At 63.9% G+C, this 24,078-nt stretch carries 23 protein-coding genes and 1 pseudogene; 19 read left to right on the top strand and 5 right to left on the bottom strand.

From position 1 onward, the window contains the following. Positions 1-5 precede the first annotated feature (5 nt). The gene (gene pdxR / locus CZ338_RS09190) at positions 6-1,394 is read right to left on the bottom strand and encodes a MocR-like pyridoxine biosynthesis transcription factor PdxR (protein WP_087117920.1); all 1,389 of its coding nucleotides are present in this window, start codon (positions 1,392-1,394) and stop codon (positions 6-8) included. A gap of 72 nt (positions 1,395-1,466) precedes the next feature. Between pdxR and pdxS the strand changes: the two genes are divergently transcribed. The 10 genes and pseudogenes from pdxS to CZ338_RS09140 all read left to right on the top strand — a co-directional run bounded on the left by pdxS (position 1,467) and on the right by CZ338_RS09140 (position 11,891). Beyond that, positions 1,467-2,357 carry a pyridoxal 5'-phosphate synthase lyase subunit PdxS gene (gene pdxS / locus CZ338_RS09185; RefSeq protein ID WP_087117919.1) on the top strand — a complete coding sequence of 297 codons (891 nt, stop codon included), beginning with the start codon at positions 1,467-1,469 and terminating at the stop codon, positions 2,355-2,357. Between the two features lie 50 nt (positions 2,358-2,407). Then, positions 2,408-2,740 (top strand): annotated as a pseudogene (locus tag CZ338_RS09180) (proteasome accessory factor PafA2 family protein); the annotation flags it as partial. Beyond that, entirely contained in the window at positions 2,682-4,136 is a 1,455-nt protein-coding gene (gene dop, locus CZ338_RS09175) for a depupylase/deamidase Dop (protein ID WP_087117918.1), read from the top strand. The pseudogene CZ338_RS09180 and the gene dop, both read left to right, overlap by 59 nt. Positions 4,137-4,146: 10 nt before the next feature. After that, positions 4,147-4,332 (top strand): ubiquitin-like protein Pup, encoded by a 186-nt coding sequence (locus CZ338_RS09170; protein WP_087117917.1) that lies wholly within the window; start codon positions 4,147-4,149, stop codon positions 4,330-4,332. A gap of 47 nt (positions 4,333-4,379) precedes the next feature. Continuing rightward, positions 4,380-5,774 carry a Pup--protein ligase gene (gene pafA, locus CZ338_RS09165; RefSeq protein ID WP_087118230.1) on the top strand — a complete coding sequence of 465 codons (1,395 nt, stop codon included), beginning with the start codon at positions 4,380-4,382 and terminating at the stop codon, positions 5,772-5,774. Then, positions 5,767-6,714, top strand: coding sequence for a helix-turn-helix transcriptional regulator (locus tag CZ338_RS09160; protein WP_087117916.1), 948 nt, complete (start codon positions 5,767-5,769; stop codon positions 6,712-6,714). Before pafA ends, CZ338_RS09160 begins: the two co-directional genes overlap by 8 nt. Continuing rightward, entirely contained in the window at positions 6,707-7,654 is a 948-nt protein-coding gene (locus tag CZ338_RS09155; protein WP_087117915.1) for a helix-turn-helix transcriptional regulator, read from the top strand. Before CZ338_RS09160 ends, CZ338_RS09155 begins: the two co-directional genes overlap by 8 nt. Before the next feature lie 50 nt (positions 7,655-7,704). After that, positions 7,705-8,043: a Sec-independent protein translocase subunit TatA gene (tatA, locus tag CZ338_RS09150; RefSeq protein ID WP_087117914.1), complete on the top strand. Its 339-nt coding sequence runs from the start codon at positions 7,705-7,707 to the stop codon at positions 8,041-8,043. Positions 8,044-8,132: 89 nt separating this feature from the next. Then, a complete protein-coding gene (gene tatC / locus CZ338_RS09145) occupies positions 8,133-9,119 on the top strand; it encodes a twin-arginine translocase subunit TatC (RefSeq protein ID WP_087117913.1) in 987 nt (328 codons plus the stop codon). 21 nt (positions 9,120-9,140) lie between these two features. Next, complete coding sequence (locus CZ338_RS09140; protein WP_087117912.1) at positions 9,141-11,891, top strand: DEAD/DEAH box helicase; 2,751 nt, start codon at positions 9,141-9,143, stop codon at positions 11,889-11,891. Here the strand turns inward: CZ338_RS09140 and CZ338_RS09135 are convergent. Next, on the bottom strand, positions 11,888-12,448 hold the full coding sequence (locus CZ338_RS09135) for a S1 family peptidase (protein WP_087117911.1): 561 nt from the start codon (positions 12,446-12,448) through the stop codon (positions 11,888-11,890). The two genes, CZ338_RS09140 and CZ338_RS09135, sit on opposite strands and share 4 nt — an antisense overlap. Positions 12,449-12,486: 38 nt before the next feature. Here CZ338_RS09135 and CZ338_RS09130 point away from each other — a divergent pair, with 38 nt between their 5' ends. The 5 genes from CZ338_RS09130 to CZ338_RS09110 all read left to right on the top strand — a co-directional run bounded on the left by CZ338_RS09130 (position 12,487) and on the right by CZ338_RS09110 (position 17,486). Further along, positions 12,487-13,611: a M24 family metallopeptidase gene (locus tag CZ338_RS09130; protein ID WP_087117910.1), complete on the top strand. Its 1,125-nt coding sequence runs from the start codon at positions 12,487-12,489 to the stop codon at positions 13,609-13,611. Positions 13,612-13,620: 9 nt separating this feature from the next. Continuing rightward, the gene (locus CZ338_RS09125; protein ID WP_087117909.1) at positions 13,621-14,364 is read left to right on the top strand and encodes an SDR family oxidoreductase; all 744 of its coding nucleotides are present in this window, start codon (positions 13,621-13,623) and stop codon (positions 14,362-14,364) included. A gap of 28 nt (positions 14,365-14,392) precedes the next feature. Next, a complete protein-coding gene (locus CZ338_RS09120) occupies positions 14,393-14,902 on the top strand; it encodes an FxsA family protein (protein ID WP_087117908.1) in 510 nt (169 codons plus the stop codon). 71 nt (positions 14,903-14,973) lie between these two features. After that, entirely contained in the window at positions 14,974-16,545 is a 1,572-nt protein-coding gene (lnt, locus tag CZ338_RS09115) for an apolipoprotein N-acyltransferase (RefSeq protein ID WP_087118229.1), read from the top strand. A 35-nt stretch (positions 16,546-16,580) separates the two neighbouring features. Further along, positions 16,581-17,486 carry a polyprenol monophosphomannose synthase gene (locus CZ338_RS09110; protein WP_235839521.1) on the top strand — a complete coding sequence of 302 codons (906 nt, stop codon included), beginning with the start codon at positions 16,581-16,583 and terminating at the stop codon, positions 17,484-17,486. Between the two features lie 98 nt (positions 17,487-17,584). On the opposite strand, the gene CZ338_RS09105 is transcribed toward CZ338_RS09110, so the two are convergent. Further along, positions 17,585-17,968, bottom strand: a complete 384-nt coding sequence (locus tag CZ338_RS09105) for an RNA polymerase-binding protein RbpA (protein WP_087117906.1) — start codon at positions 17,966-17,968, stop codon at positions 17,585-17,587. 130 nt (positions 17,969-18,098) lie between these two features. On the opposite strand from CZ338_RS09105, the gene CZ338_RS11170 reads away from it, so the two are divergent. Together CZ338_RS11170 and CZ338_RS09095 are read left to right on the top strand one after the other, a co-directional pair. After that, the gene (locus CZ338_RS11170; RefSeq protein WP_087117905.1) at positions 18,099-18,419 is read left to right on the top strand and encodes a hypothetical protein; all 321 of its coding nucleotides are present in this window, start codon (positions 18,099-18,101) and stop codon (positions 18,417-18,419) included. 62 nt (positions 18,420-18,481) lie between these two features. Then, a complete protein-coding gene (locus CZ338_RS09095; protein WP_087117904.1) occupies positions 18,482-19,177 on the top strand; it encodes a YceI family protein in 696 nt (231 codons plus the stop codon). 164 nt (positions 19,178-19,341) lie between these two features. On the opposite strand, the gene CZ338_RS09090 is transcribed toward CZ338_RS09095, so the two are convergent. After that, positions 19,342-20,658, bottom strand: coding sequence for a class I SAM-dependent methyltransferase (locus CZ338_RS09090; RefSeq protein ID WP_235839520.1), 1,317 nt, complete (start codon positions 20,656-20,658; stop codon positions 19,342-19,344). Between the two features lie 119 nt (positions 20,659-20,777). Here CZ338_RS09090 and CZ338_RS09085 point away from each other — a divergent pair, with 119 nt between their 5' ends. Together CZ338_RS09085 and CZ338_RS09080 are read left to right on the top strand one after the other, a co-directional pair. Then, positions 20,778-22,178 carry an NAD(P)/FAD-dependent oxidoreductase gene (locus CZ338_RS09085; protein ID WP_087117903.1) on the top strand — a complete coding sequence of 467 codons (1,401 nt, stop codon included), beginning with the start codon at positions 20,778-20,780 and terminating at the stop codon, positions 22,176-22,178. Between the two features lie 265 nt (positions 22,179-22,443). After that, positions 22,444-23,523, top strand: a complete 1,080-nt coding sequence (locus tag CZ338_RS09080) for a magnesium and cobalt transport protein CorA (protein ID WP_087117902.1) — start codon at positions 22,444-22,446, stop codon at positions 23,521-23,523. A gap of 4 nt (positions 23,524-23,527) precedes the next feature. Here CZ338_RS09080 and CZ338_RS09075 read toward each other — a convergent pair whose 3' ends face one another. After that, entirely contained in the window at positions 23,528-23,986 is a 459-nt protein-coding gene (locus CZ338_RS09075; RefSeq protein WP_087117901.1) for a PaaI family thioesterase, read from the bottom strand. Positions 23,987-24,078 lie beyond the last annotated feature (92 nt).

The raw sequence follows: 24,078 nt of genomic DNA, 5'->3' as shown, positions 1-24,078 counted from the left end.
CTGCTCTAGGGCCGCGTGATTTCTCCGAGGACCACGCAGACCCGCTGGAAATCGTGGTCCGAGAGGTGCGCGAAACTGAGGATGAGACCGTCGTCGCGCCCGGACCACAGTGCGTCGAGACGCCCGCCTTCGATGCCATGCTCCGCGAGCTGGCGGGCAAACCCGTCGCGGGCGGCAGCCTCGGAGAAGGTGACTGCGAGATCGACGCCGTTCGCCTCCGCCATTTCGGTGACCACAGCACCGCGCCCCGTGAGCTGGGGGATGACGTCCGCTTCGATCACCGCGCGCCGCCGGGAAAGACGGTTGTGCACCGCCTTCGTGTTCCGGCGGACGTGGCCGTTGCGCAGCAGGTGTGCGATGGCGAGCTGGGTGACAGCCGAAACAGGCATGCCGAGCGCGGCGCGTGTGCGGCGCAGTTCGTCGGCCAGCGCGCAGCTGGTTGTCACGTACCCGGCGGCAACAGACCTGCTCAGCAGAGTTGAAAATGTGCCGAGCGTGAGCACGCGTGCTTCCGTCTGAAGTGCGGCGAGAGGTGGCAGCGGTGCGGTGCGGTAGCGCAGCTCCGCGTTGAAGTCGTCTTCGACGATGACCGTGTCCTTCGCCGCCGCCCATTCGAGCAGAGCGGTGCGGCGCGCGGCGGGCATCGAGGCTCCGAGGGGGAACTGGAAAGAAGGAGTGACGATGAGAGCATCGAGGTCGGCGGGCAGTTCGCCGACGTCGACACCGTGGTCGTCAACTGCGCAGGGTACGACCGTGTGGCCCGCCAGCGGAATGATATTGCGCAATCCGGGGTGGCCGGGATCCTCGACGCCGACGCGCAGCACCCCACCGTGACTCAGAGTCATGAGCGCTAGCAGCAGTCCTTCGCGGGTCCCGCCAGTGACTACGACATCCTGATCATTCACTGTCATCCCGCGCCCTGTGCGCAGGTGCTCCGCAATCGCGTGCCGGAGTGCTTCCTGGCCTGTCGGTTCAACGACGACCGCGGGGTCAGCAGCCGCCTCGCGCCACGCCTGCCGCCACGCAGCGGGACGGATGGCGCCAGCGTGACCGGACGACGGTTTCAACGAGATCACAGGCCGCCGGCGCGGCTCCGGTCGGACGACGCAGCTAGCGGATGCGGCCGGTGCCGATTCCTTTTCCACGACAGCCGGAAGAGACGGATTCACCCGCGTCGGGGCGCCCTGTATGGCGGTGAGGTATCCCTCGCTGATCAACTGGTCGTACGCGGTCACCACAGTGCCGCGGGACACGCCCGCCTGGGCTGCCAGAACGCGGGTGGAAGGTACCTCGTCACCGGGCCGCAGTGCGCCGGTCGAGATCGCTGAGCGCACGGCAGCGGCGACTTGGGCGGGGAGGGGGATGGGGAGGGAGCGGGAGACGTCGAAAAGCATGGCAACTGGTCTAAGAAAATAGTGGACTGCTGGCCCTTGGAATCTACCAGTAGGCGGGCGAAGCTGGACCGCATGACGTTTTCGACACAGTTGAGCAAGGCAGAATTGACCGACACCTTCAAAGGCGGAGTGATCATGGATGTGGTCACGCCCGAGCAGGCGAGAATCGCAGCGGATGCCGGTGCCGTCGCGGTGATGGCTCTCGAGCGTGTGCCTGCGGACATCCGCGCGCAAGGCGGCGTGGCGCGCATGTCCGACCCGGACCTGATCGAGGGGATCTTGGACGCGGTGGACATCCCGGTGATGGCGAAGGCCCGCATCGGCCACACGGTGGAGGCACAGGTGCTGCAGCACCTCGGCGTGCACTACGTCGACGAGTCGGAGGTGCTCAGTCCGGCGGATTACGTCAACCACATCGATAAGCGCTCCTTCGACGTGCCGTTCGTGTGCGGCGCGACGAACCTCGGCGAGGCACTCCGCCGGATCAACGAGGGCGCAGCCATGATCCGCTCGAAGGGCGAGGCCGGCACCGGCGACGTCTCCGAGGCGACGAAGCACCTGCGCACCATCACAAGCGAGATCGCGGGCCTGCAGGCGCTGTGGAACGGCAACCGAGACGAGCTATATGTTGCGGCGAAGGAGCTGCAGGCACCGTACGAGCTTGTCGTGTCCGCTGCCGAGCACGGCCGTCTTCCCGTCCCGCTGTTCGTTGCGGGCGGAGTTGCCACTCCGGCGGACGCGGCGCTGATGATGCAGCTGGGCGCGGACGGCGTGTTCGTCGGCTCCGGCATTTTCAAGTCGGGCAACCCGGAGGCCCGCGCGGCAGCCGTGGTTAAGGCGACGAAGAACTACGACGACATCGCCGCTGTGACGGAGGCCTCCCGGGGTCTCGGCGAAGCGATGGTGGGCATCAACGTGGCGGATCTACCGGCGCCGCACCGCCTCGCGGAGCGCGGCTGGTAAGCATCTGACCCGAGGCCGCGGACCCGCGGTAGGCCGATAAGCTTGAGCCCATGACGCGTTTCATGGGCACGGAGACCGAGTACGGCATCACCACACCTGAGGACATGTCGTTGAGCCCGATCGTGAGCTCGACGCACGCGGTGGTGGCGTACGCCGCGATGAACACCGCGGCCCGGGCGAGGTGGGATTACCAGGACGAGCACCCGCTGAAGGACAGCCGCGGCTTCGACCTCAAGCGCTACCAGACGGTCCCGGTCGTCGCGCCGAACGCGATCGGTGTGGCCAACGTGGTCACGTCGAACGGGGCGCGGTTCTACGTCGACCATGCTCACCCGGAATACTCGTCGCCGGAGGTGCCGGACGCGTACAGCGCGATGGTGTACGACGCGGCGGGCGACCTCGTCCTGCGCCAGGCAGCCGAGCGCGTCGCNCAGCCGCGGCTTCGACCTCAAGCGCTACCAGACGGTCCCGGTCGTCGCGCCGAACGCGATCGGTGTGGCCAACGTGGTCACGTCGAACGGGGCGCGGTTCTACGTCGACCATGCTCACCCGGAATACTCGTCGCCGGAGGTGCCGGACGCGTACAGCGCGATGGTGTACGACGCGGCGGGCGCCCTCGTCCTGCGCCAGGCAGCCGAGCGCGTCGCACAGCTCTACATCGGGGGCGTGAGTGTCTTGCAGGGGCACGAGCCGTGCCCGCCGCTGAAGATCTACAAGAACAACGTCGACGGTAAGGGCGCTTCCTACGGCGCACACGAGAACTACCAGTACTCGCGGCAGACTCCATTCGAACAGATCGCGGCGGGGCTGATCCCGTTCTTTGTCACACGGCAGGTCTTCGCGGGCGCCGGGCGCGTCGGCATCGGGGAGGAGGGGGAGACCGACGGTTTCCAGATCTCCCAGCGCGCGGACTATTTCTTCCAGGAAGTCTCGCTGGAGACCACGCTCAACCGCGGCATCATCAACACGCGCGACGAGCCGCACGCGGATGCGACACAGTTCGGCCGCCTGCACGTCATCGTGGGCGACGCGAACATGTCGCAGTACGCTACGTTCCTCAAACTCGGCAGCACGAAGTTGGTCCTCGACGCGATTGAAGCGGGCGTGGACTTCACCGATCTGCGCTTGAAGGATCCCGTCGCCGAATTGAAGAACGTTTCGCGCGACCTCACGCTCACGCACGAGCTTTCGCTTATCGATGGCACCGTGCACACCCCCATCTCCCTCCAACGCGAGTACCTGCGCAGGGTGAGCGGGGTGGAAGGGGATCAGGGGGACGTCGATAAGCGTGTGCTCGAACTATGGGGCGAGGTGCTCGACGACCTTGAACGGGACCCGCTGTCTACTGCGGACCGCCTGGATTGGACGGCGAAGTATGCGCTGGTCAAGGGGTATGTCGACCGCGGGTTGCCGTGGAGCGACGCGAAGCTGAAGGCGGTGGACCTGCAGTACGCGGATATTGATCCAGCGAAGTCGCTGTACCACGCGTTGGTGCGTGCGGGAAGGATGCGCACGCTGGCAGGCGAGGAGGAGATCGCCCACGCGGCGGCGCACCCACCAGAGAATTCGCGCGCGTACTTCCGCGGCCGAGTGGCGGCGGAATTCGGCAAGCACGTCATTGCGTCGAGCTGGCAGTCAATCCAGTTCGACACTGCCGAAGGTGCGCGCACGATTCCTCTCAACGCAGTGGACGAGTTCACTAAGACCGATGTCGGCGAGCTGCTTGACCGCGCCGTCGGGGTGGACGACCTCGTCGCCGCGCTCGTGAACGGAAAGTAGGGTAGAAGTCATGGCTCAAGAACAGATCAACATCTCCGGTGGCGGCGACGATGCGGACTCGGGCGATGCTCAGGACGCAGGCCAGGTGAACGTGAACGTAGGCGGCACCGACGACCTGCTCGACGAGATCGACGCGCTCCTGGATACCAACGCGGAAGAGTTCGTGCGCTCCTACGTGCAAAAAGGCGGCCAGTAGTGGCGGGTGCAACCGCTCACGTCCCTGCCGTGTACCCGCGCCGCATCATGGGCGTGGAGACGGAATTCGGCCTCACCGCGACCCGGGACGGCTCGGCAGTTCTGCGGCCCGACGAGATTGCCCGCTATCTGTTCCGCCCCGTGGTGGCGCAGTACAAGAGCACGAATATCTTCACGGAGAACGCCGCGCGGCTCTACCTGGATGTCGGCGCGCACCCCGAATACGCGACAGCTGAGTGCGATTCGCTCACGCAGCTGCTCAACCACGACAAAGCCGGTGAGCTACTCTTCAACGACCTCGCTGTGCAGGCGAAAGAGGCCCTCGCGGCGGAAGGCATCGGCGGGGACGTCTACTTGTTCAAGAACAACGTCGATTCCGCCGGGAACTCCTACGGCACGCACGAGAACTACCTGATCAGCAGGGAGTTGTCGCTGAAGCACTTCGGCAAACGCCTTCTGCCGTTCTTGATCACGCGCCAGCTGCTGTGCGGCGCGGGAATGATCAGCAGAGACGGGCGTTTCGTCCTCTCGCAGCGCGCGGACCAGGTGTGGGAAGGAGTGTCGTCGGCAACAACGAGGACACGCCCGATCATCAACACCCGCGACGAGCCCCACGGTGATTCCAGCAGGTTCCGGCGCATGCACGTCATCGTCGGCGACTCGAACATGGCGGAGCCGACGTTCGCGCTCAAAGTCGGCTCGACACAGCTGGTCATCGAGATGCTCGAGGCCGAGTGGGACATGCCGGCCTTCGACATCGCGGACCCGATCGCCCACATCAAGGAGATCGCGCTGGATCCAACGGGCCAGACACCACTAAAGCTCAAAGACGGGTCGACCGTCACCGCCTTGGAGGTCCAGCAGGCGGTGCTCGAAGCAGCGGAGGCATGGCTTGCTCAGCGCCCGGACGGAGGCACACCGAATGAGGAGCTTTCCCGGGTGGTGGAGTTATGGGGCCGGGTGCTGAGGTGCGTCGAAAAGCAGGACTTCGCTGATGTGGCGACTGAGATTGACTGGGTGATCAAGCGCGATCTCTTGGAACGCTACCGCTCGCGGCTCGGCGGCGACTGGGCGCACCCGAAGCTCGCGCAAATCGACCTCGCGTACCACGACATCGACCGCGACCGCGGCCTGTTCTACCTCCTCCAGCGCAAGGGACTCGTGCAGCGGTGGACCACCGACGAGGCGATTGCGGAAGCCGCGGCCACAGCCCCCCAGACGACGCGCGCGAGGTTGCGTGCCGCCTTTCTGGCGCGCGCACGAGAGCTTGGTGCCCGCTACACCGTGGACTGGGTGCACCTGAAAGTCGACCGGCCGGAACCGCAGACGGTGGACCTGCAAGATCCCTTCGCCACGTCCGACGCGCGGGTGGAAGATCTGCTTAGCTATATGGAAACGCACCGCGAGCACTTGAACGACGCGCAGGGAGGGATCCGTGGCTGAGCAGACTGGCGTTGTGGAGAGGTTGACTAACCTCACCTTCGCTCTGCTCGGTTCCTCCAAGCCACGCGATTACGAGTGGGTGCGCGGCCACGTCGAGGGGTATAAGGACCGAACCGACGTGGCCCTCAACCGGATGCTCAACCGCGATGTGCGCTCCTTGCGCCGCGCCGGCGTCCCCGCCCGGGTCGAAAACGGTCTGATCTGGGTGGACAAGGACGTCTACGAGCTGCCGCCGATCTCGTTCACTGACGACGAGGCGTTCGTGCTCGGCCTTGCCGGGGATCTGGGCACGGCCGGAAGCCTCGGCGCGTTCGCGCGCTCGGGCTGGACAAAGATCGCCGCCGGGGGCGCCACCCGCACCTTTGACGCACCGCCAATCGCCGCGCTGGACAACGACATCTCGCGCCTCGACGCGGACACCGTAACCGGGGTCACAGCCTGCGTCCGCTCGAACACCCGCATGCGTTTCACCTACCGGTCCTCGCCCACGGCGCAGCCGCAGACACGCACGATGGACCCGTGGGGCATCGTCGCTCTGAATAACCGTGCCTACGTGGTCGGATTCGATGTCGATCGCGGGGCTGAACGCAGCTTCCGCGCCGTCCGGGTGAGCGACATCCGCAAGGTGCAGGCGAACGATTTCCATCTACCTGACCGACCACTCCAACAGGTTGTCGAGGACTCTCTGCGCGGCCCGGTTGTGGACGCCGTGGTCACTGTCGACCCGGATACAGCACACGAGGTCGTCGCCGCGGGCACCAGGCTTGACGACGGCCGGGTGCGCCTTACTGCCGTCGAGCGCGATTGGCTCGTGCGCACCGCCGCCAGCTTCGCGCCCCACGTCGTGGTGGAAGAACCGGAAGACGTGCGCGCCGACGTGGTGGCGCTGCTCAGCGCCGCAGTGGATTCCGCTCACGAACGGAAGGGAAGTGATGACTGAGCGTAAGGACAGCCCGCAGAAGCTCGCCGCACTCGTGCGTGCGCTGAACCTGATCCCGTACCTGCACCAACACCCGCAGGCGACACCGATGGAGATCGCCCGCGACTTAGGCCACACGCCCGCCGAGGTGATGGAGGACCTGCGCCGACTGCAGATGTCGGGTGTGGGCACCGGCCCCGGCGAACTCATCGATCTGGCTGCCGAGTGGACCGGGGTCACCGTGATCGACGACCAAGGGCTGAACACTCCGCTGCGACTGACTCCGACGGAGGCGAATGCGCTTCTGCTCACCCTCGAATCCCTGGAGACGATGCCGGGCCTCATCGACCAGCAGGCAGTGACTTCTGCAGCGCAGAAACTGCGTGATGTGGTGCGTTCGGCCGGTGTGCCTGATGCGGAGCACCCGCAGACCACCGGCCCTGAAGCTGTGGTGTCGCAGGCACTCGCGCAGCGGCGGATGCTGGAGCTGACCTACTACTCGGCCACTTCGGACACAGTACGGGTACGAACAGTCTCTCCAATGGGTCTATTTCACCGGGACGGGAACACGTACCTCTCCGCCTTCGAGGACGGTTCCGCAAAGACATTCCGGCTGGATCGAATCCGCGGCGCCGAACTTCTGGACACGCCGTCGACCCCCGCGCCCACAGTCCGCTACGACGCGGACGATCCGTTCGGCTTCCGGCAGGCAAACATCGCCGAACTACGAATCCGCACCGAAGCGACGTGGCTGGCCGACTACTGGCACATTGAACTGTCCGCTACCCCCGACGACGGTGCCGACGCGGAATGGGTCCCCGCCACCATGCCGTACGGTAACGACGACTGGCTCATCCGCTTCTGCCTTAGCCAGGGAGACCGAGTGCGAGTAGTATCACCCCCACGCATCGCCGACGAGATCGCCTCTCGCGGCGCGGCAGCGCTCGGGCGTTATGCTTAGATAACGCGGTCACGCTCAATCGTGCTCATATTCTTCTGAAAGGACCTCCGATGCCGAATCTTGGCCCAATGGAAATCCTCCTCATCGTTTTCGTCATCCTGCTGCTTTTCGGCGCATCCAAGCTTCCCGACTTGGCACGGTCGGTGGGTCGTTCCGCCCGCATCTTCAAATCCGAGGTCAACGAGATGCAGAACGACGGCAAGCCGCAGGACCAGACCGCCGCCAACGTTACTGAGCAGAACCCGACACAAACCGCGTCACCGCAGCGCGAAATTACTTCCGGCCCGGCAAACACTCAGGCACAGCAGAGCGTCGAGCAGGGGTTCTGGAACCAGCCGCAGAACCAGCAGCAGCAGCCGAACCAGCCGGGCACGAACCCTAACGCTTAACCGCGCCCGTGGGACAACCAGTTTCTACAAAGCGCCCGAAGCGGGCGCCGGGGAAGCGAGTGCGCAGCAGGCGTGACCCCGAGGGCATCATGTCCCTCACCGAGCACCTCCAGGAGTTGCGCCGCCGCGTGATCATCTCGCTGCTGGCCATTGTGGTCGGGACTATCTTCGGCTTCGTGTGGTACCAGTGGGCACCAGGCCCAGTCATGCCCTTAGGGGAGATCATCCGCCGGCCGTATTGCTCTCTTCCCGAGGAGCTGCGGGCGGACTTGACGTCAGACGGTGCGTGCCGCCTCATCGCCACGACGCCCTTTGAGATGTTCATGTTGCGCCTGAAGGTGGGATTCCTCGCAGGCCTTGTCGTCTCTTCGCCAGTGTGGCTGCAGCAGATTTGGGCCTTCATCACACCCGGTCTGCACAAGAATGAACGGCGATGGACACTTAGCTTTGTCACGTTTGCCGTCACCCTTTTCGTGGCAGGCGCGCTCATTGCATACTTCATCGTTGACCAGGGGCTTTATGTCCTGATGTCGATCGGCCAGGAGTATCAGATCGCGGCATTGTCGGGCCAGCAGTACTACAACTTCGTCCTCGCCCTGATCGTTATCTTCGGCGTGAGCTTCGAGGTCCCGCTCGTGATCATCATGCTCAACCTGGCAGGCTTGCTGCGCTACGAGCAGGTCAAGGACAAGCGGCGCATCATCATCGTCGTCCTGTTCATCTTCGCCGCGTTCATCACACCGGGCCAGGACCCGTTCTCCATGATCGTCCTGGCTTTGTCACTCTGTCTGCTCGTGGAGATGGCGTTCCAGTTCTGCCGCATCCACGACAAACGGAACGCGAAGCGCAACAACGAGTGGGCTTCGCTTGACGACGACGAAGCGTCCGGCCCCATAGCCGCCCCTGCCCCGATCGGTGCCGCCACCGGAGTAGCGGGGGCATCCCCGATCAGCGGTGCTGGAGCAGTAGCAGCCCCCACGTTGATTTCCAATGGGGGCGGTACTCAACGAACCGCGGAGGACCGTTCTATTCGCGCTCGCGCTTCGGCACCGAACTTCTTCGACGACGTGCTGTAACCCTGCGTTAGGGTGGTGGGCATGCACCTCGATGAGTTCCGCGTGAGCAAGCCTTTTCCTCTCGATGATTTCCAGATCGAGGCCTGCGAGGCCGTCGAGGCAGACCGCGGAGTGCTTGTCTGCGCGCCCACAGGCTCCGGCAAAACGGTGGTGGGTGAGTTCGCTGTCTCGCTAGCGTTGTCGCGCGGCACGAAATGCTTCTACACCACGCCTATCAAGGCGTTGAGCAACCAGAAGTACCACGACCTCGTCGCCGAGCACGGCGAAGATGCTGTCGGTCTGCTCACTGGTGACACGAGTATCAATGGCAACGCTGAAATCGTCGTGATGACCACCGAGGTCTTGCGCAACATGATCTACGCGGAGTCGCCGGCGCTAGACCGTTTGTCGCACGTGGTCATGGACGAGATCCACTATCTGGCGGACCGCGACCGCGGCGCGGTGTGGGAGGAGATCATCCTCAACCTCGATGAATCCGCGCGGATCATCGGGCTGTCGGCGACGGTGTCCAATTCTGAGGAGTTCGGTGAATGGCTCGATGAGGTCCGTGGGGACACCGACGTCATCGTCTCCGAGAAGCGCCCGGTACCTCTCAACCAGTTCATGATGGTGCAGCGCAAAATCATGCCGCTGTTCGAGCCCGGCACCGACCAAGTGAACCGCGACCTCGAGCGCACCATCGAAAGACTCGAATCGGGTGCGGATGAAGGCCGCCGCGACTTCGAGGAAGGCCGCGGTTTCCGCTCCCGGTCCAGCGGTGGACGCCGAAGCGGAGAACGCCGCCCGCAGGACCGGGTCCGCCCGGTAGGCCGCCCCGAGGTCGTGGAGGCGTTGCGGGGCCGCGACATGCTTCCGGCGATCGTCTTCATTTTCTCCCGCGCGGGCTGCGACGGCGCACTGTTCCAATGCCTGCGCTCCCGCAAAGAGCTGACCAGCCCCAAGGAAGCCGAGCGCATCAAACAGATCGCCGACGAGGGCGTGGAAGGCATTCCCGACGAGGACTTGGACGTGCTCAACTACCGGCAGCTTCGGACTGCCTGGTCGCGCGGTTTCGCGGCGCACCACGCGGGCATGCTGCCGGCGTTCAAGCACATCGTCGAACAGCTCTTCGTCGAGGGGCTCGTCCGCGTCGTCTTCGCCACCGAGACCCTCGCGTTGGGCATTAACATGCCGGCGCGCACGGTCGTGCTGGAGAAGATGGTCAAGTTCAACGGCGACGCCCATGTGGACCTCACCCCAGGGCAGTACACGCAGCTGACGGGACGCGCGGGCCGCCGCGGGATTGACTCGATTGGTAACGCTGTCGTGCAGTGGGCACCGGCGATGGACCCGCGCCAGGTGGCCGGCCTCGCGTCCACGCGCACATACCCGCTCATCTCCCTGTTCACTCCCGGGTACAACATGGCGATCAACATGCTGCAGATGAACGGGTTCGAGGACTCGATCCGGCTCATCGAGAAGTCTTTCGCCCAGTTCCAGACCGACCGCAGCGTTGTCGGGGAGGTGCGGAAGATTGAGAGGCAGCGGGGGAGCGTCGATAAGCTGCGCGCCGAGCTGGATGCCGCTGTGGAGGAGCTCGGCTTCGACGACGCCGACGGGGATATTGCGGCGCAGCTCGTCGAGTACACGCGTCTGCGCCGGGATCTTGTCGAGGAAGAGAAGAAGGCGAAGAAGAACTCCATCGACGAGCGCCACAAGGAGATACAGAAGGTGCTGGGCCGCCTCCAGGTCGGTGAGGTGATTGCGCTGCCGTCGAAGCGCCGTCCAGAGCTCGCCGCCGTGGTCGCGCCCGCGGGGCGGAAGGACGATCCGCGCCCCTGGATCACCACCGAACGCGGCTGGTCGGGGCGCATTGACGCAGCTTCCTTCGCCAACGTCCCCGTTGTGGTCGGGCAGATCAAGGTCCCGCGCGATGTCGCGCACAAACCCCGCAGGCACACGCGCAAGGTGGTGCAGGAACTCAGCCGCGGGCATTTCCGCGCGCCGAAGAATTTGAAGGAGAAGGCGCGCACGAGAACGTCGAAGCGCGTGCTCCAGCTTCGCGACGCCATCCGTGCCCACCCCGTCCACTCCTGGCCCCCGGCCGAGCGCGAGCGGCTCGCCCGCCTCGGCGAGGACCTCGTGCGGGAGGAGCGCGCGCTGCAAAAGGCGCAGGCCAGTGTGGACACACAGACCGACACCCTGGGTCGCATGTTCGAGCGCATTATCGGGCTGCTCACGGAAATGGACTACGTCGAGCTTATCGACGGCGAACCCACCGTCACCGAGGAAGGCGAACGTCTCGCGCGAATCCACAACGTCTCCGACCTGCTTGTCGCCCAGTGCCTCAAGCGGGGAATCTGGGACGAGCTTGATCCCGCGGAGCTCGCCGGGGTCGCGTCCATGTGCGTCTTTGAGAACCGGAAAGCGACCGGCGGATACCCCGAAGCCACGACCGACCGGATGGCGGATGCGATGAACGCCACGCAGCGCATCTACGGCGAATTAGCTAGCGACGAGCAGCGCCACCGCCTTCCACCGACGAATATCCCGGACCCGGGGTTCGCGCTGTCGCTGCACCAGTGGGCCGCGGGCGCCCCGCTCGGCTACGCGCTCGCCGCGGCCGCCGAGTCCGGTGCGGAGCTCACCCCGGGCGATTTCGTGCGCTGGTGCCGCCAGGTCATCGACCTGCTCGAGCAGATCGTCCAGACCGGATATTCCGACGAGATCAAGCACAACGCCCGACGCGCCGTGGATGCGATCCGCCGCGGCGTGGTTGCAATCGGCAACTAGCGGCACAGCTGCTCTCGGAGGCCGGCCGGCACGAGATTGACCACAGCGAAGTGCGAGTTGCGGCCCAGCGGGTCCACGATCAGCGACTGAACACCGGCGACCCTGCCCCCGGCGAGCACGGGTCCTCCCGAGTCGCCCTTGATCGCCGGTATCCGGTTGAACACCACACCCGCGGGGCGGACGAGCGAGCCCGTCCGCGAGATCGCCAGCGGCATTCGCGTGATCCACACTCCGTCGCGGGCTTGAAGTCGCTTCGCCCTTCCGCCGTAGCCGAAAGTGACAGTGGGTTGCCCCGGACGAGGAACGTCCCCGACCGTAGGCAGCTCCTCCTCCTGGAGCTGCTGGAACGGCCGGATCCGCACGACCGCGATGTCGGAGCCGTCGATCAGATCGACGCTCGTGATCGTGCGGATCTTCCCGCGGTGGCTGCGCACCGTCACACCGTCCGGGTAATGCCGGAAGAAATGGGCGCAGGTGAGCACCGTGTCCGACGCTACAAGGGTGCCGCTGCAGTACGCGCGGCGGGCGGACAGGCGGACCAGCGCGTCGGGAAACATAGCTCCGATCGTAGGTGGCGAGGATCTAGCATGAGGACATGACCGATCATGCTGATTCCTCTGCTTCCGTTCCCGAGATTCTCGCCCCCGGGGTCTACGCTCGCCGCCGCGCACGTGTGCAACACGAGGTTCGGGAACGCGGGCTGGGTGGAGCTGTCATCGGCACCGGGCCAGAACTGGCGTACCTGACTGGCTCGTGGACCTCTTCCCACGAACGCCTCACCGCACTCGTGGTCCCGCCGGTGGGGGATGCGAAATTGATTGCTCCGGCGACGGATGCGACTGCGCTGGCCAGTCTCAATGAAGCCGCGGGCATCCAACTGGTCACGTGGCGCGACGGTGAGAACCCCTATGCGCTCGTGGAGGGAGCATGCGGCACCGGCCCCATTGCCGTGGGCAGCGCGCTCACTGCCGATCATGTGCTCCGGTTGCAGGATGTCTGCGGCGACATCGTTCTGGCGACAGAGGTTCTTGCCGCAGCTTTCATGGTGAAGGATCAAGAAGAGATCGAGCAGCTGTCGTTCGCGGGTGCCGCGATCGATCGTGTCCACGCCGCCGTTCCCGAACTACTGCAGCCGGGCCGGACAGAACGCGACATCGCTGCGGAACTCGACACATTGATTCTCCGCGAGCACTCCCGAACCGACTTCATCATCGTCGGGTCGGGGCCGAACGGCGCTGACCCCCACCACGATTTCTCCGACCGGGTCCTCGAGGTGGGTGATCCCGTGGTGGTGGACATCGGCGGCACCGTCGGTGCCGGGTACCACTCCGATTGCACGCGCACCTACGTCGTCGGCGGTGCGGAAGCAGCGGATAGGGGCTTCACCCGTGCCTACGAGACTCTTCGGCGCGCCCAAGCCGATGCTGTCGCAGCGGCACGGCCCGGAATGACGGCGGGGGACCTCGATGCCGTCGCGCGCGGGCGCATCAACGAAGCCGGATACGGCACATACTTCACACACCGGCTCGGCCACGGGATCGGACTCGGACTGCACGAAGAGCCGTTCATCATCGCGCGCAGCGAAACGGTGCTGCAGACGGGCATGGCGTTCTCCATCGAGCCCGGCATCTACATACCCGGAAAGTGGGGCATGCGCATCGAGGACATCGTGGTGCTCGAGGACGACGGCGCACGCCGCCTGAACACCGCGCGCATATAATTTTCCGGCATGACACCCAATGAAACTGACCGCGGCACCCTTCTCCTCCTCGGGGGCACCAGCGACATCGGCGGGGAAATGGCAGTGCGCCTGTGCGCCGGCCGCGATGTGGTGCTGGCGGGACGGAGGCCGGGGGAGCTGGGAGGCGTCGAAAAGCGGATGCTCGAGGCGGGCGCGGCGAGCGTGCGCTCAATCGAATTCGACGCCGTAGACCTCGCGTCCCACCGTGTCGTCGTGGAACGCGCAGCGGAATCGGGTCCGATCACGACGGCGATCGTCGCTTTCGGCATCCTCGGCGACCAGGAACGCGCCGAGCACGACGAGACGCATGCGGCCCAGATAGCCATGGTCGACTACACAGCTCAGGTGAGCATGCTGACGGTGCTTGCAGACGTCATGTCGAGCGGCCACATCTTCGCTTTCTCCTCGATCGCCGGTTGGCGCGCACGACGCGCGAACTACGTGTACGGCTCCACCAAGGCTGGCCTGGACGCATTCTGTCAAGGGCTGGCTGACCGACTGCACGGAACGAACCTGTCGCTGATCACCGCCCGCCCGGGATTCGTCATCGGCTCCATGACCGAAGGAATGAAACCCGCGCCGTTGTCAGTCACACCGGACATCGTCGCTGACGCAGTCGTCGCGGAAATGGGGAAGGGGAGCCGAACTGTGTGGATCCCGCGCTCACTGCAGCTCCTCGCATGGGTGATGCGGTGCGTGCCACGACCCATCTGGCGACGGATGCCCCGGTAGATGCGCACCGGCAGGTAGTCTGTGCCCCATGCCGATACTCGCGTATTTCCTCATTGAAGCCCTCGCCTTCTGGGGCGTGAGCCAGCTCGTCGGCGTCGGCTGGGCTCTCGTGGGCATCTTCGCTCTCATGCTCATCGGTGCCCTCGCCGCGTCGCCCGCGTTGCGCTCTGAACTTGAGAGGGCCTCCTCCGGCAACGGCACGGTCGGGCAGTTCGCTGGTGGCACCGCTCTTGTGGCCGCCGGCTGGGCGCTGGCTATCGTTCCCGGCTATGTCACCTCGCTGACAGGGCTCGTGCTCCTGCTCCGCCCGACACGCGAACTGGTCCGGAAATCCATGGCCAACTCGCTGCGCAAACGCGTGGAGGACTTCGGCGTTCAGGTCTACGACGCCTCTCCCATGAAACGGCGCAGCACCTCTTACGGCACATTCGGCGATGGCAGCACCGTGATTGACGCGGAGCCGGAGCCCAGCGACGAGGACATTGAGAACTGGTCCCGCAGCGCCCGCCCGGAAGACTTCGGGGATCCGCAGAAATGACCACAGCGCTAGCGCAAGGCACCCGTAGCCGTACCCGTGCCCGCGCACAGGCCGGGGCCACACGTTCCGCAATGATCGCGCGCATCCTTCTCGCTGGTATAGGCGGGATTCTCGTCTACTTCTCGTACGAACCGCATGGCGTGGCTGCCGCCGGTGTCGCAGGGATCGCCCTGTTCTATCTCGCCCTGGCTCCGTGGCCGGCCGTAGGGGAGAAGGCTAAGGGACGCCCCAGCGGTAAGCAGGGAGCTCTGCTCGGCTTTGTCCACGGTTTCTGCGCGTACGTTCTGCTCTTGCCGTGGGTGGGCGAGTTCGTCGGCGCGTTGCCGTGGATCGCTCTTTCAATCACCCTCGCGCTCTGGTCGATTCTGACCGGAATCTTCGGTGTGCTGGTGGCCCGATGGAAATTCGGGTTCATCGCGTTCGCTTTCGTCTATTCCGCGGTGGAGTTCCTGCTCTCTTCGTTCCCCTTCGGGGGCTTTTCCTGGGTGCGGCTCGCGTGGGGCCAGATCAACGGCCCGTTGGCCAACTTCGCGCCGTGGGGTGGGCCCGCCCTGATCACTTTTGCGGCGGTGCTTCTCGCCGCGTCGTTTGGGGCGCTCCTTCTTCTCCTGATTGGCCGGCAGCCGGACAAGGCCCGGCAAGCTGTGCCGGTGGGCACAGTCCCGGGGATCGTGATTGGGCTGGCGCTACTCGCGGGCCTGGCCGTCAACACACCAGGGCCCACCACGGGGGAAGTGAAAGTGGCCGCCATTCAGGGCAACGTGCCGCGGATGGGACTGGACTTCAACGCGCAGCGGCGCGCTGTTCTGGCAAACCACGTCAACGTGACCAAAGAGCTCGGAGCCAGCGGCGAGCACCCCGATCTGGTCTTCTGGCCCGAGAACTCGTCGGACGTGAACCCGTTCCGGGATAGGGAAGCGCGCGACCTGATCACTGAAGCAGTGGATGCCGTGGATGCTCCCGTCCTTGTGGGCACGCTCACTAAAGACGAGGTAGGGGATCGAAACACCGCCGTCGTTTTCGACCCGGAGACCGGGGCGGGCGACCTGCACCACAAACGCTTCCTGCAGCCCTTCGGCGAATGGATGCCCATGCGCGACTTCTTCCGTATTTTCTCCTCTTACGTGGACATGGCCGGCGACTTCAAGCCCGGCGACGGAAACGGAACAGTGCGTATGGGGGACCACATCGTCGGTGTAGCCACGTGCTACGAGGTCGCCTTCGATGCTGCTTACCGCGACGCAGTCAAGGCAGGCGCCCAGATTCTGACGACGCCGACGAACAACGCCACCTTCGGCTTCACCGACATGACCTACCAGCAGTTGGCCATGAGCCGGATCCGCGCGATGGAGACCGACAGGGCAGTGGTGGTAGCCGCGACTTCGGGTGTGTCGGCCATCGTTCACCCGGACGGTTCGGTGTCCCAGCACACGGAGATCTTTGAACCCGGCTACCTCGTGGAGGATCTTCCGCTGCGTGATTCCACGACCTTCGCTGTGCGCTACGGGCAGATCATCCAGTGGCTTCTGGCGCTGGGCGGTGCGGCCGTGATGCTTGCCGCGAGCGTGGGTGCGCGGCGGGGGTATGCTTCAAACAGGAATCAAACGGCGCCCCGCACCGGGCTGCCCGACAACGAGAATTAGCTATGTCCGACACAGCTGAAGGAAACGGAGACACTGTGGCAGAGAAACCGACCGACTCGACTCTGGTGATCATCCCGACATACAACGAGGTGGAGAACCTTCCCCTCATCATCGGGCGTGTGCGCGAGTCGAACCCGGACGTGGACATCCTGGTCGTCGACGACAACTCTCCGGACGGCACCGGCGACAAGGCCGACGAGATGGCCGCCGAGGACAACCACATCAACGTGATTCACCGCGAGGAGAAGACCGGGCTGCTGGGGGCCTACACCGCGGGCTTCAACTGGGGTCTCGAGCGCGATTACGCCGTCCTGTGCCAGATGGATGCCGACGGCTCGCACGCACCGGAGCAGCTGCCGCGCTTGCTTTCGGCTATCGACGAAGGGGCGGACCTCGTCATCGGCTCCCGCTACGTCGACGGCGGCGAAGCCGTGAACTGGCCGAAGAACCGTTACCTGCTGTCCAAGCTGGGCAACCTGTACATCTCTGTCGCTCTCGGCGACGATGTGGCGGACATGACCGCCGGGTACCGCGCGTTCCGCCGCGAGGTGCTTGAGGCGATTGATCTGGACGGTCTGTCCCGCAAGGGATACATCTTCCAGGTGGACTTGGCGGACCGCGCCGTGCAGGAAGGCTTCGACGTGCGCGAGGTGCCGATCACGTTCGTCGACCGCGAACTCGGCGAATCCAAGCTGGACGCGAGCTTCGCGGGCGAGTCCCTGTCCGAGGTGACCAAGTGGGGTTGGAAGCGCCGCACGACTCAGGCTTCCGAGATGGCTGGTGAATTAGCACGACTCGGCCGCTACCAGCTTGATGAGCTCGGTGTGAACAAGATCCCGGGAAAGGTCACCCACGCGATCGGTGTCGCCGGCGACCTGGTTGAGGAAGGCGCCAAGTTGGCCAAGTACGAGATCCAGCGCGCGCTGAACAACCGCCACTAGAACGAACGGAAAAAGGCCGGCAGGGAGAGTTCCTGCCGGCCTTCTGTGTGTCTCAGGGAGGTGAGGAAGCGACGCCCAAGCGAGCGCCACTGAAGCGCCTAGTTCCCGTTCTCCTGAGCTTCCTTCTGCTCTTTGGCAATGCGCGCTGCGGTGCGACGGCGCTTGCGCAGCTGCTCAAGGCGCTCTTCCAGCAGCTCATCCAATTCTTCGAGGCTGCGGCGCTCACGGAGCATGTCCCAGTGGGTGCGCGGGGGCTTGACCGGCTTAGACTCGACGCCTTCGCCCTCGATCAAGGTGCCCACCTGGCCGTTCTTGCACGGCCACTCTTCGGGGATCTCGGCGTCGTCGGCGAACGGGATTTCATAGACCTCACCGTTCGGGGTGCGGTACTTTGCCATCCTGCGCGGGGCCAGGTCGTGGTCACGATCCGTCTCGTAGCTCACTGCGCCCATGCGGCTACCACGTAGCACCCGATCAGCCATGCTGCATCTATCCCTTCGTTGAAAAATTCAGTCGCGAGCCTAAAGTATAACGGCCACCATCAATAACGCACTGACTGCGTGGTATGTTCCGCACCACGCACATTCTTCGTCGATATGATGAACGGCGATCATGAACCAGAAGACTACTGAGGCGCCGACATGTCAGTACTGCAGCAAGGAAATCCAGCGCACACCTGGCCGTGGCCGTCCACGCAAGTACTGCAGCGATTCGTGCAAACAGCGCGCGTACGAGCTGCGGCACCCAGCGTCCGCGAGCCGGGAAGGTGCACGACGGGTATCCGACAATACCTTGCGTGACAAGCTTTTTGAGCTGCGGTGCGCCGCAGAGGACATCGCCATTGCGACAAACGAGGGTGCTGACGCAAACGAGATTCAGTCTCTGTGCGATGAGCTGGTTACCATGGCTAAGAAGCTAGAGAGGCTCCAATGAACCGGCACGAGCCGGAGGTGGCCTCGGCGCGGTAGCTGACACTCAGGCAGAGAGGGATACTGATGCGGACGCGGAACCAGAAACTCATTGTCATCGGCGGTGCCATTGTCATCGTCCTGCTGGCGTTGCTGGCGTTGGTCCCGTTGTTCATCTCCATCGTGTCTCACCCCGGAATCAAGACCGAAGGAATCGACGCGGACGGGGCTAAGGCCGCGACGACAGACGTGGACGGGCAGTGGGTCGTCTCGCACAAGCCGGGCAAGAACGTCACGTCCGCCGGTTTCACGTTCCATGAGCTGTTGCCTGGCGACGAGCGGACCACATCGGGCTCCACTCAAGACGTCGAAGGTCAGATGACTATTGAAGGCGGCTCTTTGACCGCCGGCGAGGTGACCGTGGGCATGGACAATATCGTCACGGACAAGGATGTGCGTGACGAAAATGTGCGCAGGAAGATTCTTCATGCGGAGCAGTACCCGGAAGCCACATTCACTCTGACCAAACCTGCCGATGTGTCTCAGCTCCCGGAGGACGGCACCGTGGGCACCGTGACGCTCACGGGCGATCTGACCATTCATGGCCAGACGAATGCCGTCACGCAGGAGTTCAATGTGCTGCGAACCGGAGACACCGTCATCGTGCACGCAGACATTCCGATCAAACGGACCGACTATGGAGTGGAGACTCCTGAGTTCGTGGCGGCGAAGATCGCAGAGGACGGCGACGTGAATATCCGCCTGAAGCTGGAGAAGGAATAACGGCCCGAGAAGAGGCCATGAAAGCGCGGGAGCATTGAGCCTCGCGCTTCACCTTATATCGGTATTTGTCCGATAATGTACATTATGTCAAGTAACGCAAAGGGCGGAGAATCCCGCTGATTGCCCTGCTGCCCCCTCGCTGCGACTGAAACTCCACCGATAAGTCAGCGGACGCCCCGACGATGCCTGTGCGTGAGCGTCAGTTGAACGACGTCGAGCATGCCTTCGCGGGCTAGGGCCTCCCGCAGAGCAAGCTGCCACATCCACAGGCGCCGGTACACGGAGTCGAATCCGTCGGCAGCCGCTTCACGGAGCTGGCTCTGGAACATGGTGCGCTGATGCTTCAACGAGAGCTCGAGGTGCGCGGGCGCGTGCGTCTCCGCGATGACACGGAGGCCGCTTCGGGTATCTACGGTCTTCCGGATCTGCTCGACCGTCTGATAGTTCAGCCCCGGCCAGACATACGCGCGCAGTGATTCCAGGGCGGCTTCTGCCGCCGGGTTCATCTTCCCCGTCGACACGACGGTCTGGAGGGCGGCGCGGCCGGAGCGGGCCAAGAGGCCGTCGATAAGCGCGAAATAGTGACCCTGCATTGCTGCTGGCATGGTCTCGAGGTGCTCGGCGGACACGACGGCATCATAACGCGCCTTACGCCGGCTCATGTCGCGCGGAAGATTGTCGACGACGCTGATGTGCACCGCGTCCTCTGCCCCGCCTAACGTGAGACGCTCCCGCAGGGCGTGTACCACTGCAGGATCGGTCACGACCGAGTCGACCGTCGCACGGCGTGCTGCGGCACCGATGGCCACAGCCCCGCCGGATGAGGGCAATTCGGCGAGGTGCGTGCCGGGGCGGACCACCGCGGCGTCGAGAAGCATACCCACGCTTCGTGCTTGGGCGTCACCGAGATCGAGCTTCTCCGTTTCAAGCGGAGCGCTATAGTTTGTCTCGGAAACGAAATAATTCTTTGGTTCTTTTCCACGCCCTGCGCCCGGCGAATGCGATGGAACGCTAACCCGCTCCATCGTGGGCACTCCTGTAGCGAAATGGCCGGCGAACGCGCTCATTCCGTCCCCAGAGAATTTCTCCACGAGTTCCGGCGGCACCTCGCCCCCACTGAACCTCGCGCCCTGATTCAACTGTGTTTTCGGGCTGTACCCGGTGGCGATGAGTCTGTGCAGGACGTGGACTAAGTCCTCCGGCGTCTCCGTACGCCACTCTCCTGCCATGAACCCTTCGGCGAGGCCGATCCAACCGTTGACTACAATGCGTTCGAAGACCTCAGCTTGGTCGACCACGAGGTCCGGGGCTCCTTCCGGGTCCAGATCAAGCTCGGCGCGGGAGCACGCGGAAGCGAACTGAGCTTCCGCCCGGCGTGCGCGCAAGCCCAGCAACCGTCCTGTCGGCACAACCGCGATACTCGGCCACTGATCGGCGTCAACAGTGGCTAAGTGCATGGGGATCGCGGGGTTGTCGGACACGCCGTCTACCATAGACCGACGGCAAGCCGCCTCATGGGAGCCACGGCGCGCGGAGTAGATAAACCAGCGTATGATCTCATGGCGGATAAGCATGCAATTGCTACAAGGAGTTTAGATAAATGTCGGATAAGCCGTACCGCCCCGCAGGAAACCGCCATCACGTCGTCATCATCGGCTCCGGCTTCGGCGGGCTTTTTGCAGCTCGCGAGCTAGACGGAACCGACGTGGACGTCACGTTGATTAGCCGCACCAACTTCCACCTTTTCCCGCCGTTGCTCTACCAGGTGGCTACCGGCATTCTCTCCACAGGCGAGATCGCCTCCTCCACTCGCCAAATCCTGGACAAGCAGAACAACACCGATGTGGTCCGCGGCGATGTCACCGACATCAACTTGGACAACAACACGGTCACGTTCGAAGAGGGCGACTTCACCCGCACCTACGAGTACGACTCCCTGATTGTCGCCGCCGGCGCCGGTCAGTCTTATTTCGGTAACGACCACTTTGCCGAGTTCGCCCCGGGTCTGAAGACTCTGGACAATGCCCTCGAGATTCGCTCGCGCCTTGTCACCGCTTTCGAGCGCGCTGAGGTCGCCGAGGATCCCGAAGAGCGTGAGCGCCTGCTCACCTTCGTCATCGTGGGTGCCGGCCCGACCGGTGTCGAGCTCGCTGGCCAGGTCGCTGAGATGGCGCACCGCAGCTTCCGCGACGAATACTCCAACTTCCGTCCCTCCAGCGCGAAGATCATTCTTCTCGACGGCGCACCCCAGGTCCTCCCCCCGTTCGGCAAACGCCTCGGCCGCAAGGCTCAGCGCGAGCTGGAGCGCATCGGCGTCACCGTGCGCCTGAACGCGATGGTGACCAACATCGACGAGACCTCGGTGACCTACAAGGACATGAAGACCGAGGAAGAGACCACGATCGACTCGTACACCAAGATTTGGTCCGCCGGTGTCGCCGCTTCCCCGCTGGGCAAGATGGTTGCGGAGCAAGCTGGCCTTGAGGTCGACCGTGCCGGCAAGGTTCCGGTGAACAAGGACCTCTCCGTCGGCGACCACCGCAACGTGTTTGTCGTCGGCGACATGATGAACCTGGATAAGCTGCCTGGCTTGGCTCAGGTAGCTATCCAGTCCGGTGAATACGCCGCTAAGGCGATCAAGGCCGGAGTCGAAAATGGTCAGGAGCCGGATCAGCGGGAGCCGTTCTCCTACTTTGACAAGGGTTCCATGGCCATCGTGTCCCGCTTCCACGCCGTGGTGAAGATGGGCAAGGTCGAGATAGCCGGCTTCCTCGGTTGGATCATGTGGCTGCTCGTCCACGTGTCCTTCCTGGTGTCCAAGCGCAACCGCGTGGTGTCCATGTTCACCTGGACCCTCAACGCGCTCACCCCGAAGCGCTACAACCTGCCCACGACCCTCCAGGAGATGCATGCCCGCACCGCGTTGCTCAACCTTGCCAAGGAGTCCGGCGACAACACCGAGAAATACTCCGAGCTGCGCGACACCAACGGCGAGAACTAATCCATCTCCCCTCTCACTAATCCGATCCGGTTGCGGCCCACCTCGGGACCGCAACCGGTTTTTCATGTGCAGTAGCAGGATGCACTGAAATCAGTTCCCCTCGCTACCAACTGCTAGTCGGCCCGCCCTTCCAGTACCGCGTTTCCGGCGGGCGGGGCGTATGATCTGTTTAGTTCAAAACCAGTCGGTCTGGATCCTGCATTATTCCCGCGGGCCCCGCAGGCTCACTGGTTGTTTGCCGAGTCTGTGAAAAAAGGGGGTCGCTATGCCGCCGAAACTTCCTCTACCCCGTAACAAGACCAAAACGCAGACTAGGCAGAAACAGGTTGATCGGCCGGTGCCGGTTCCGGTTGAACGCTCGGTGGACTTCTGCCGGGTGTTCGTCGAAGGTAATGCGCTTCCGGGATCGATGCATTACACCACCGCTATGGAGCGAGTGAAGGAAGCTGAGAACGGGTACGTGTGGCTCTCTCTTCGCGAGCCGTCCGCCGAGCAGATGGAGCGTGTCGCCGAGGAATTCGGCATCCACGACCTCATTGTCGAGGACGCTGTCGCCGCGCACCAGCGCCCCAAAGTGGAGCGATTCGGCGAGCAGCTCTTCATTGTCATCCGCACAGTGGTGTACCGCGACGACGAGGAAGTCACCGACCTCCGCGAGATCATTTCTACCGGTGAAGTGCAGATGCTCATCGGCGACAACTTCGTCATCACCATCCGCCACAATGCCGAATTGCCGAACCTCACGCAGGAACTCATTGAAGACCAGGAAATCTCTTCTCTCGGCCCCGCCGCGGTGGCATGGAAGGTCGCCGATCACATCGTGGAGAACTACATGAAGGTCACCACCTTCCTCTCCAGCGACGTCGACGAGCTGGAGAACGAGGTATTCACGCCGCGGCACCTCATCAACATCGACAAGATCTACATGTACAAACGTGAGGTCTTGGAGATGCGCCACGCCACCGATCCGCTCGGCCCCGCACTTCGTTCAGGGTTGACGCTGCACAAGGACCTGCTGAGCAAGCCGATCCGCTCTTACCTGCGCGACGTGCAGGACAACGCCATGATCGTCAGCGACCACGTCTCTGGCTTCGACGAGCGGCTTTCTTCGCTTCTCGACGCCTCGGTGGCCAAGGTCTCCATGCAGCAGAACAGCGACATGCGCACGATCTCAGCTGTTGTCGGTATGGCGGCGCTACCGACCATGATCGCCGGCGTGTACGGCATGAACTTCGAGTACATGCCGGAGCTCGGGTGGCACTACGCCTACCCCGTTGTGCTCCTGGTCATGTTCGGATCCATCCTGGGCATGTACTGGTGGTTCCGGAAGAACCACTGGCTCTAAGCCGTCACCCCATGACCATGGTGCGCAGGGTCGTGATAGCCGCGATCTTGCCGTCCTGCTTCATTTCGATGCGCCAGATCTGGGTACGTCGGCCAACGTGGATGGCAATGGCCTCGGCCTCAATCGTGCCGGAGGTGACCGGACGAATGAGGTCGGTGTTATTGTTCATGCCCACGACCGGAACGCCGGCGGCGACGAAGCCTGCATAGGATCCCATACTCTCCCCGATGGAACAGAACACGCCGCCGTTGACCTGGCCTGCCGGCTGGTGGTGGCGCGGGTCAGCCTCCACCGTCGCGGCGATGCGCTCCGGACCGAAGTCGGTGAAGTGTAGACCGATGAATGTGTCGAACTCCACGTGGTTTGCGTTGAGGAGGGCAAGTTCCTGCTCGTTGAGCTGGCGCTCCTTCACCGTGGCCAGGAGTTTACTTAAATCGATGTTCTGTACGTCACTAGCGTTCATGAAGTGTGATTTTAGCAACAAAAGCAGACCGTGTGCGGTTATTGACCAGTCTGGATTTCAAGGCATATTCACTGCGGGCAGCGAGACGGCCT

Source organism: Corynebacterium urinipleomorphum (genome assembly GCF_900155535.1).
GTDB classification, from domain to species: Bacteria; Actinomycetota; Actinomycetes; order Mycobacteriales; family Mycobacteriaceae; genus Corynebacterium; species Corynebacterium urinipleomorphum.
Note: the sequence above shows the minus strand (reverse complement) of the source record. Positions and strands in the feature narration are given on the sequence as shown.

Bases quoted from the DNA above. Each gene is read 5' to 3' on its own strand.
- CZ338_RS09085 (WP_087117903.1), top strand. From the start codon at position 20,778: ATGTCGGATAAGCCGTACCGCCCCGCAGGAAACCGCCATCACGTCGTC.
- pafA (WP_087118230.1), top strand. From the start codon at position 4,380: ATGGGCGTGGAGACGGAATTCGGCCTCACCGCGACCCGGGACGGCTCG.
- CZ338_RS09125 (WP_087117909.1), top strand. From the start codon at position 13,621: ATGACACCCAATGAAACTGACCGCGGCACCCTTCTCCTCCTCGGGGGC.
- CZ338_RS09135 (WP_087117911.1), bottom strand. From the start codon at position 12,448: ATGTTTCCCGACGCGCTGGTCCGCCTGTCCGCCCGCCGCGCGTACTGC.
- pdxR (WP_087117920.1), bottom strand. From the start codon at position 1,394: ATGCTTTTCGACGTCTCCCGCTCCCTCCCCATCCCCCTCCCCGCCCAA.
- CZ338_RS09155 (WP_087117915.1), top strand. From the start codon at position 6,707: ATGACTGAGCGTAAGGACAGCCCGCAGAAGCTCGCCGCACTCGTGCGT.
- CZ338_RS09170 (WP_087117917.1), top strand. From the start codon at position 4,147: ATGGCTCAAGAACAGATCAACATCTCCGGTGGCGGCGACGATGCGGAC.
- tatC (WP_087117913.1), top strand. From the start codon at position 8,133: ATGTCCCTCACCGAGCACCTCCAGGAGTTGCGCCGCCGCGTGATCATC.
- CZ338_RS09120 (WP_087117908.1), top strand. From the start codon at position 14,393: ATGCCGATACTCGCGTATTTCCTCATTGAAGCCCTCGCCTTCTGGGGC.
- CZ338_RS09075 (WP_087117901.1), bottom strand. From the start codon at position 23,986: ATGAACGCTAGTGACGTACAGAACATCGATTTAAGTAAACTCCTGGCC.
- CZ338_RS09130 (WP_087117910.1), top strand. From the start codon at position 12,487: ATGACCGATCATGCTGATTCCTCTGCTTCCGTTCCCGAGATTCTCGCC.
- CZ338_RS09140 (WP_087117912.1), top strand. From the start codon at position 9,141: ATGCACCTCGATGAGTTCCGCGTGAGCAAGCCTTTTCCTCTCGATGAT.
- pdxS (WP_087117919.1), top strand. From the start codon at position 1,467: ATGACGTTTTCGACACAGTTGAGCAAGGCAGAATTGACCGACACCTTC.
- CZ338_RS09080 (WP_087117902.1), top strand. From the start codon at position 22,444: ATGCCGCCGAAACTTCCTCTACCCCGTAACAAGACCAAAACGCAGACT.
- lnt (WP_087118229.1), top strand. From the start codon at position 14,974: ATGATCGCGCGCATCCTTCTCGCTGGTATAGGCGGGATTCTCGTCTAC.
- CZ338_RS09095 (WP_087117904.1), top strand. From the start codon at position 18,482: ATGCGGACGCGGAACCAGAAACTCATTGTCATCGGCGGTGCCATTGTC.
- tatA (WP_087117914.1), top strand. From the start codon at position 7,705: ATGCCGAATCTTGGCCCAATGGAAATCCTCCTCATCGTTTTCGTCATC.
- CZ338_RS09105 (WP_087117906.1), bottom strand. From the start codon at position 17,968: ATGGCTGATCGGGTGCTACGTGGTAGCCGCATGGGCGCAGTGAGCTAC.
- CZ338_RS11170 (WP_087117905.1), top strand. From the start codon at position 18,099: ATGAACCAGAAGACTACTGAGGCGCCGACATGTCAGTACTGCAGCAAG.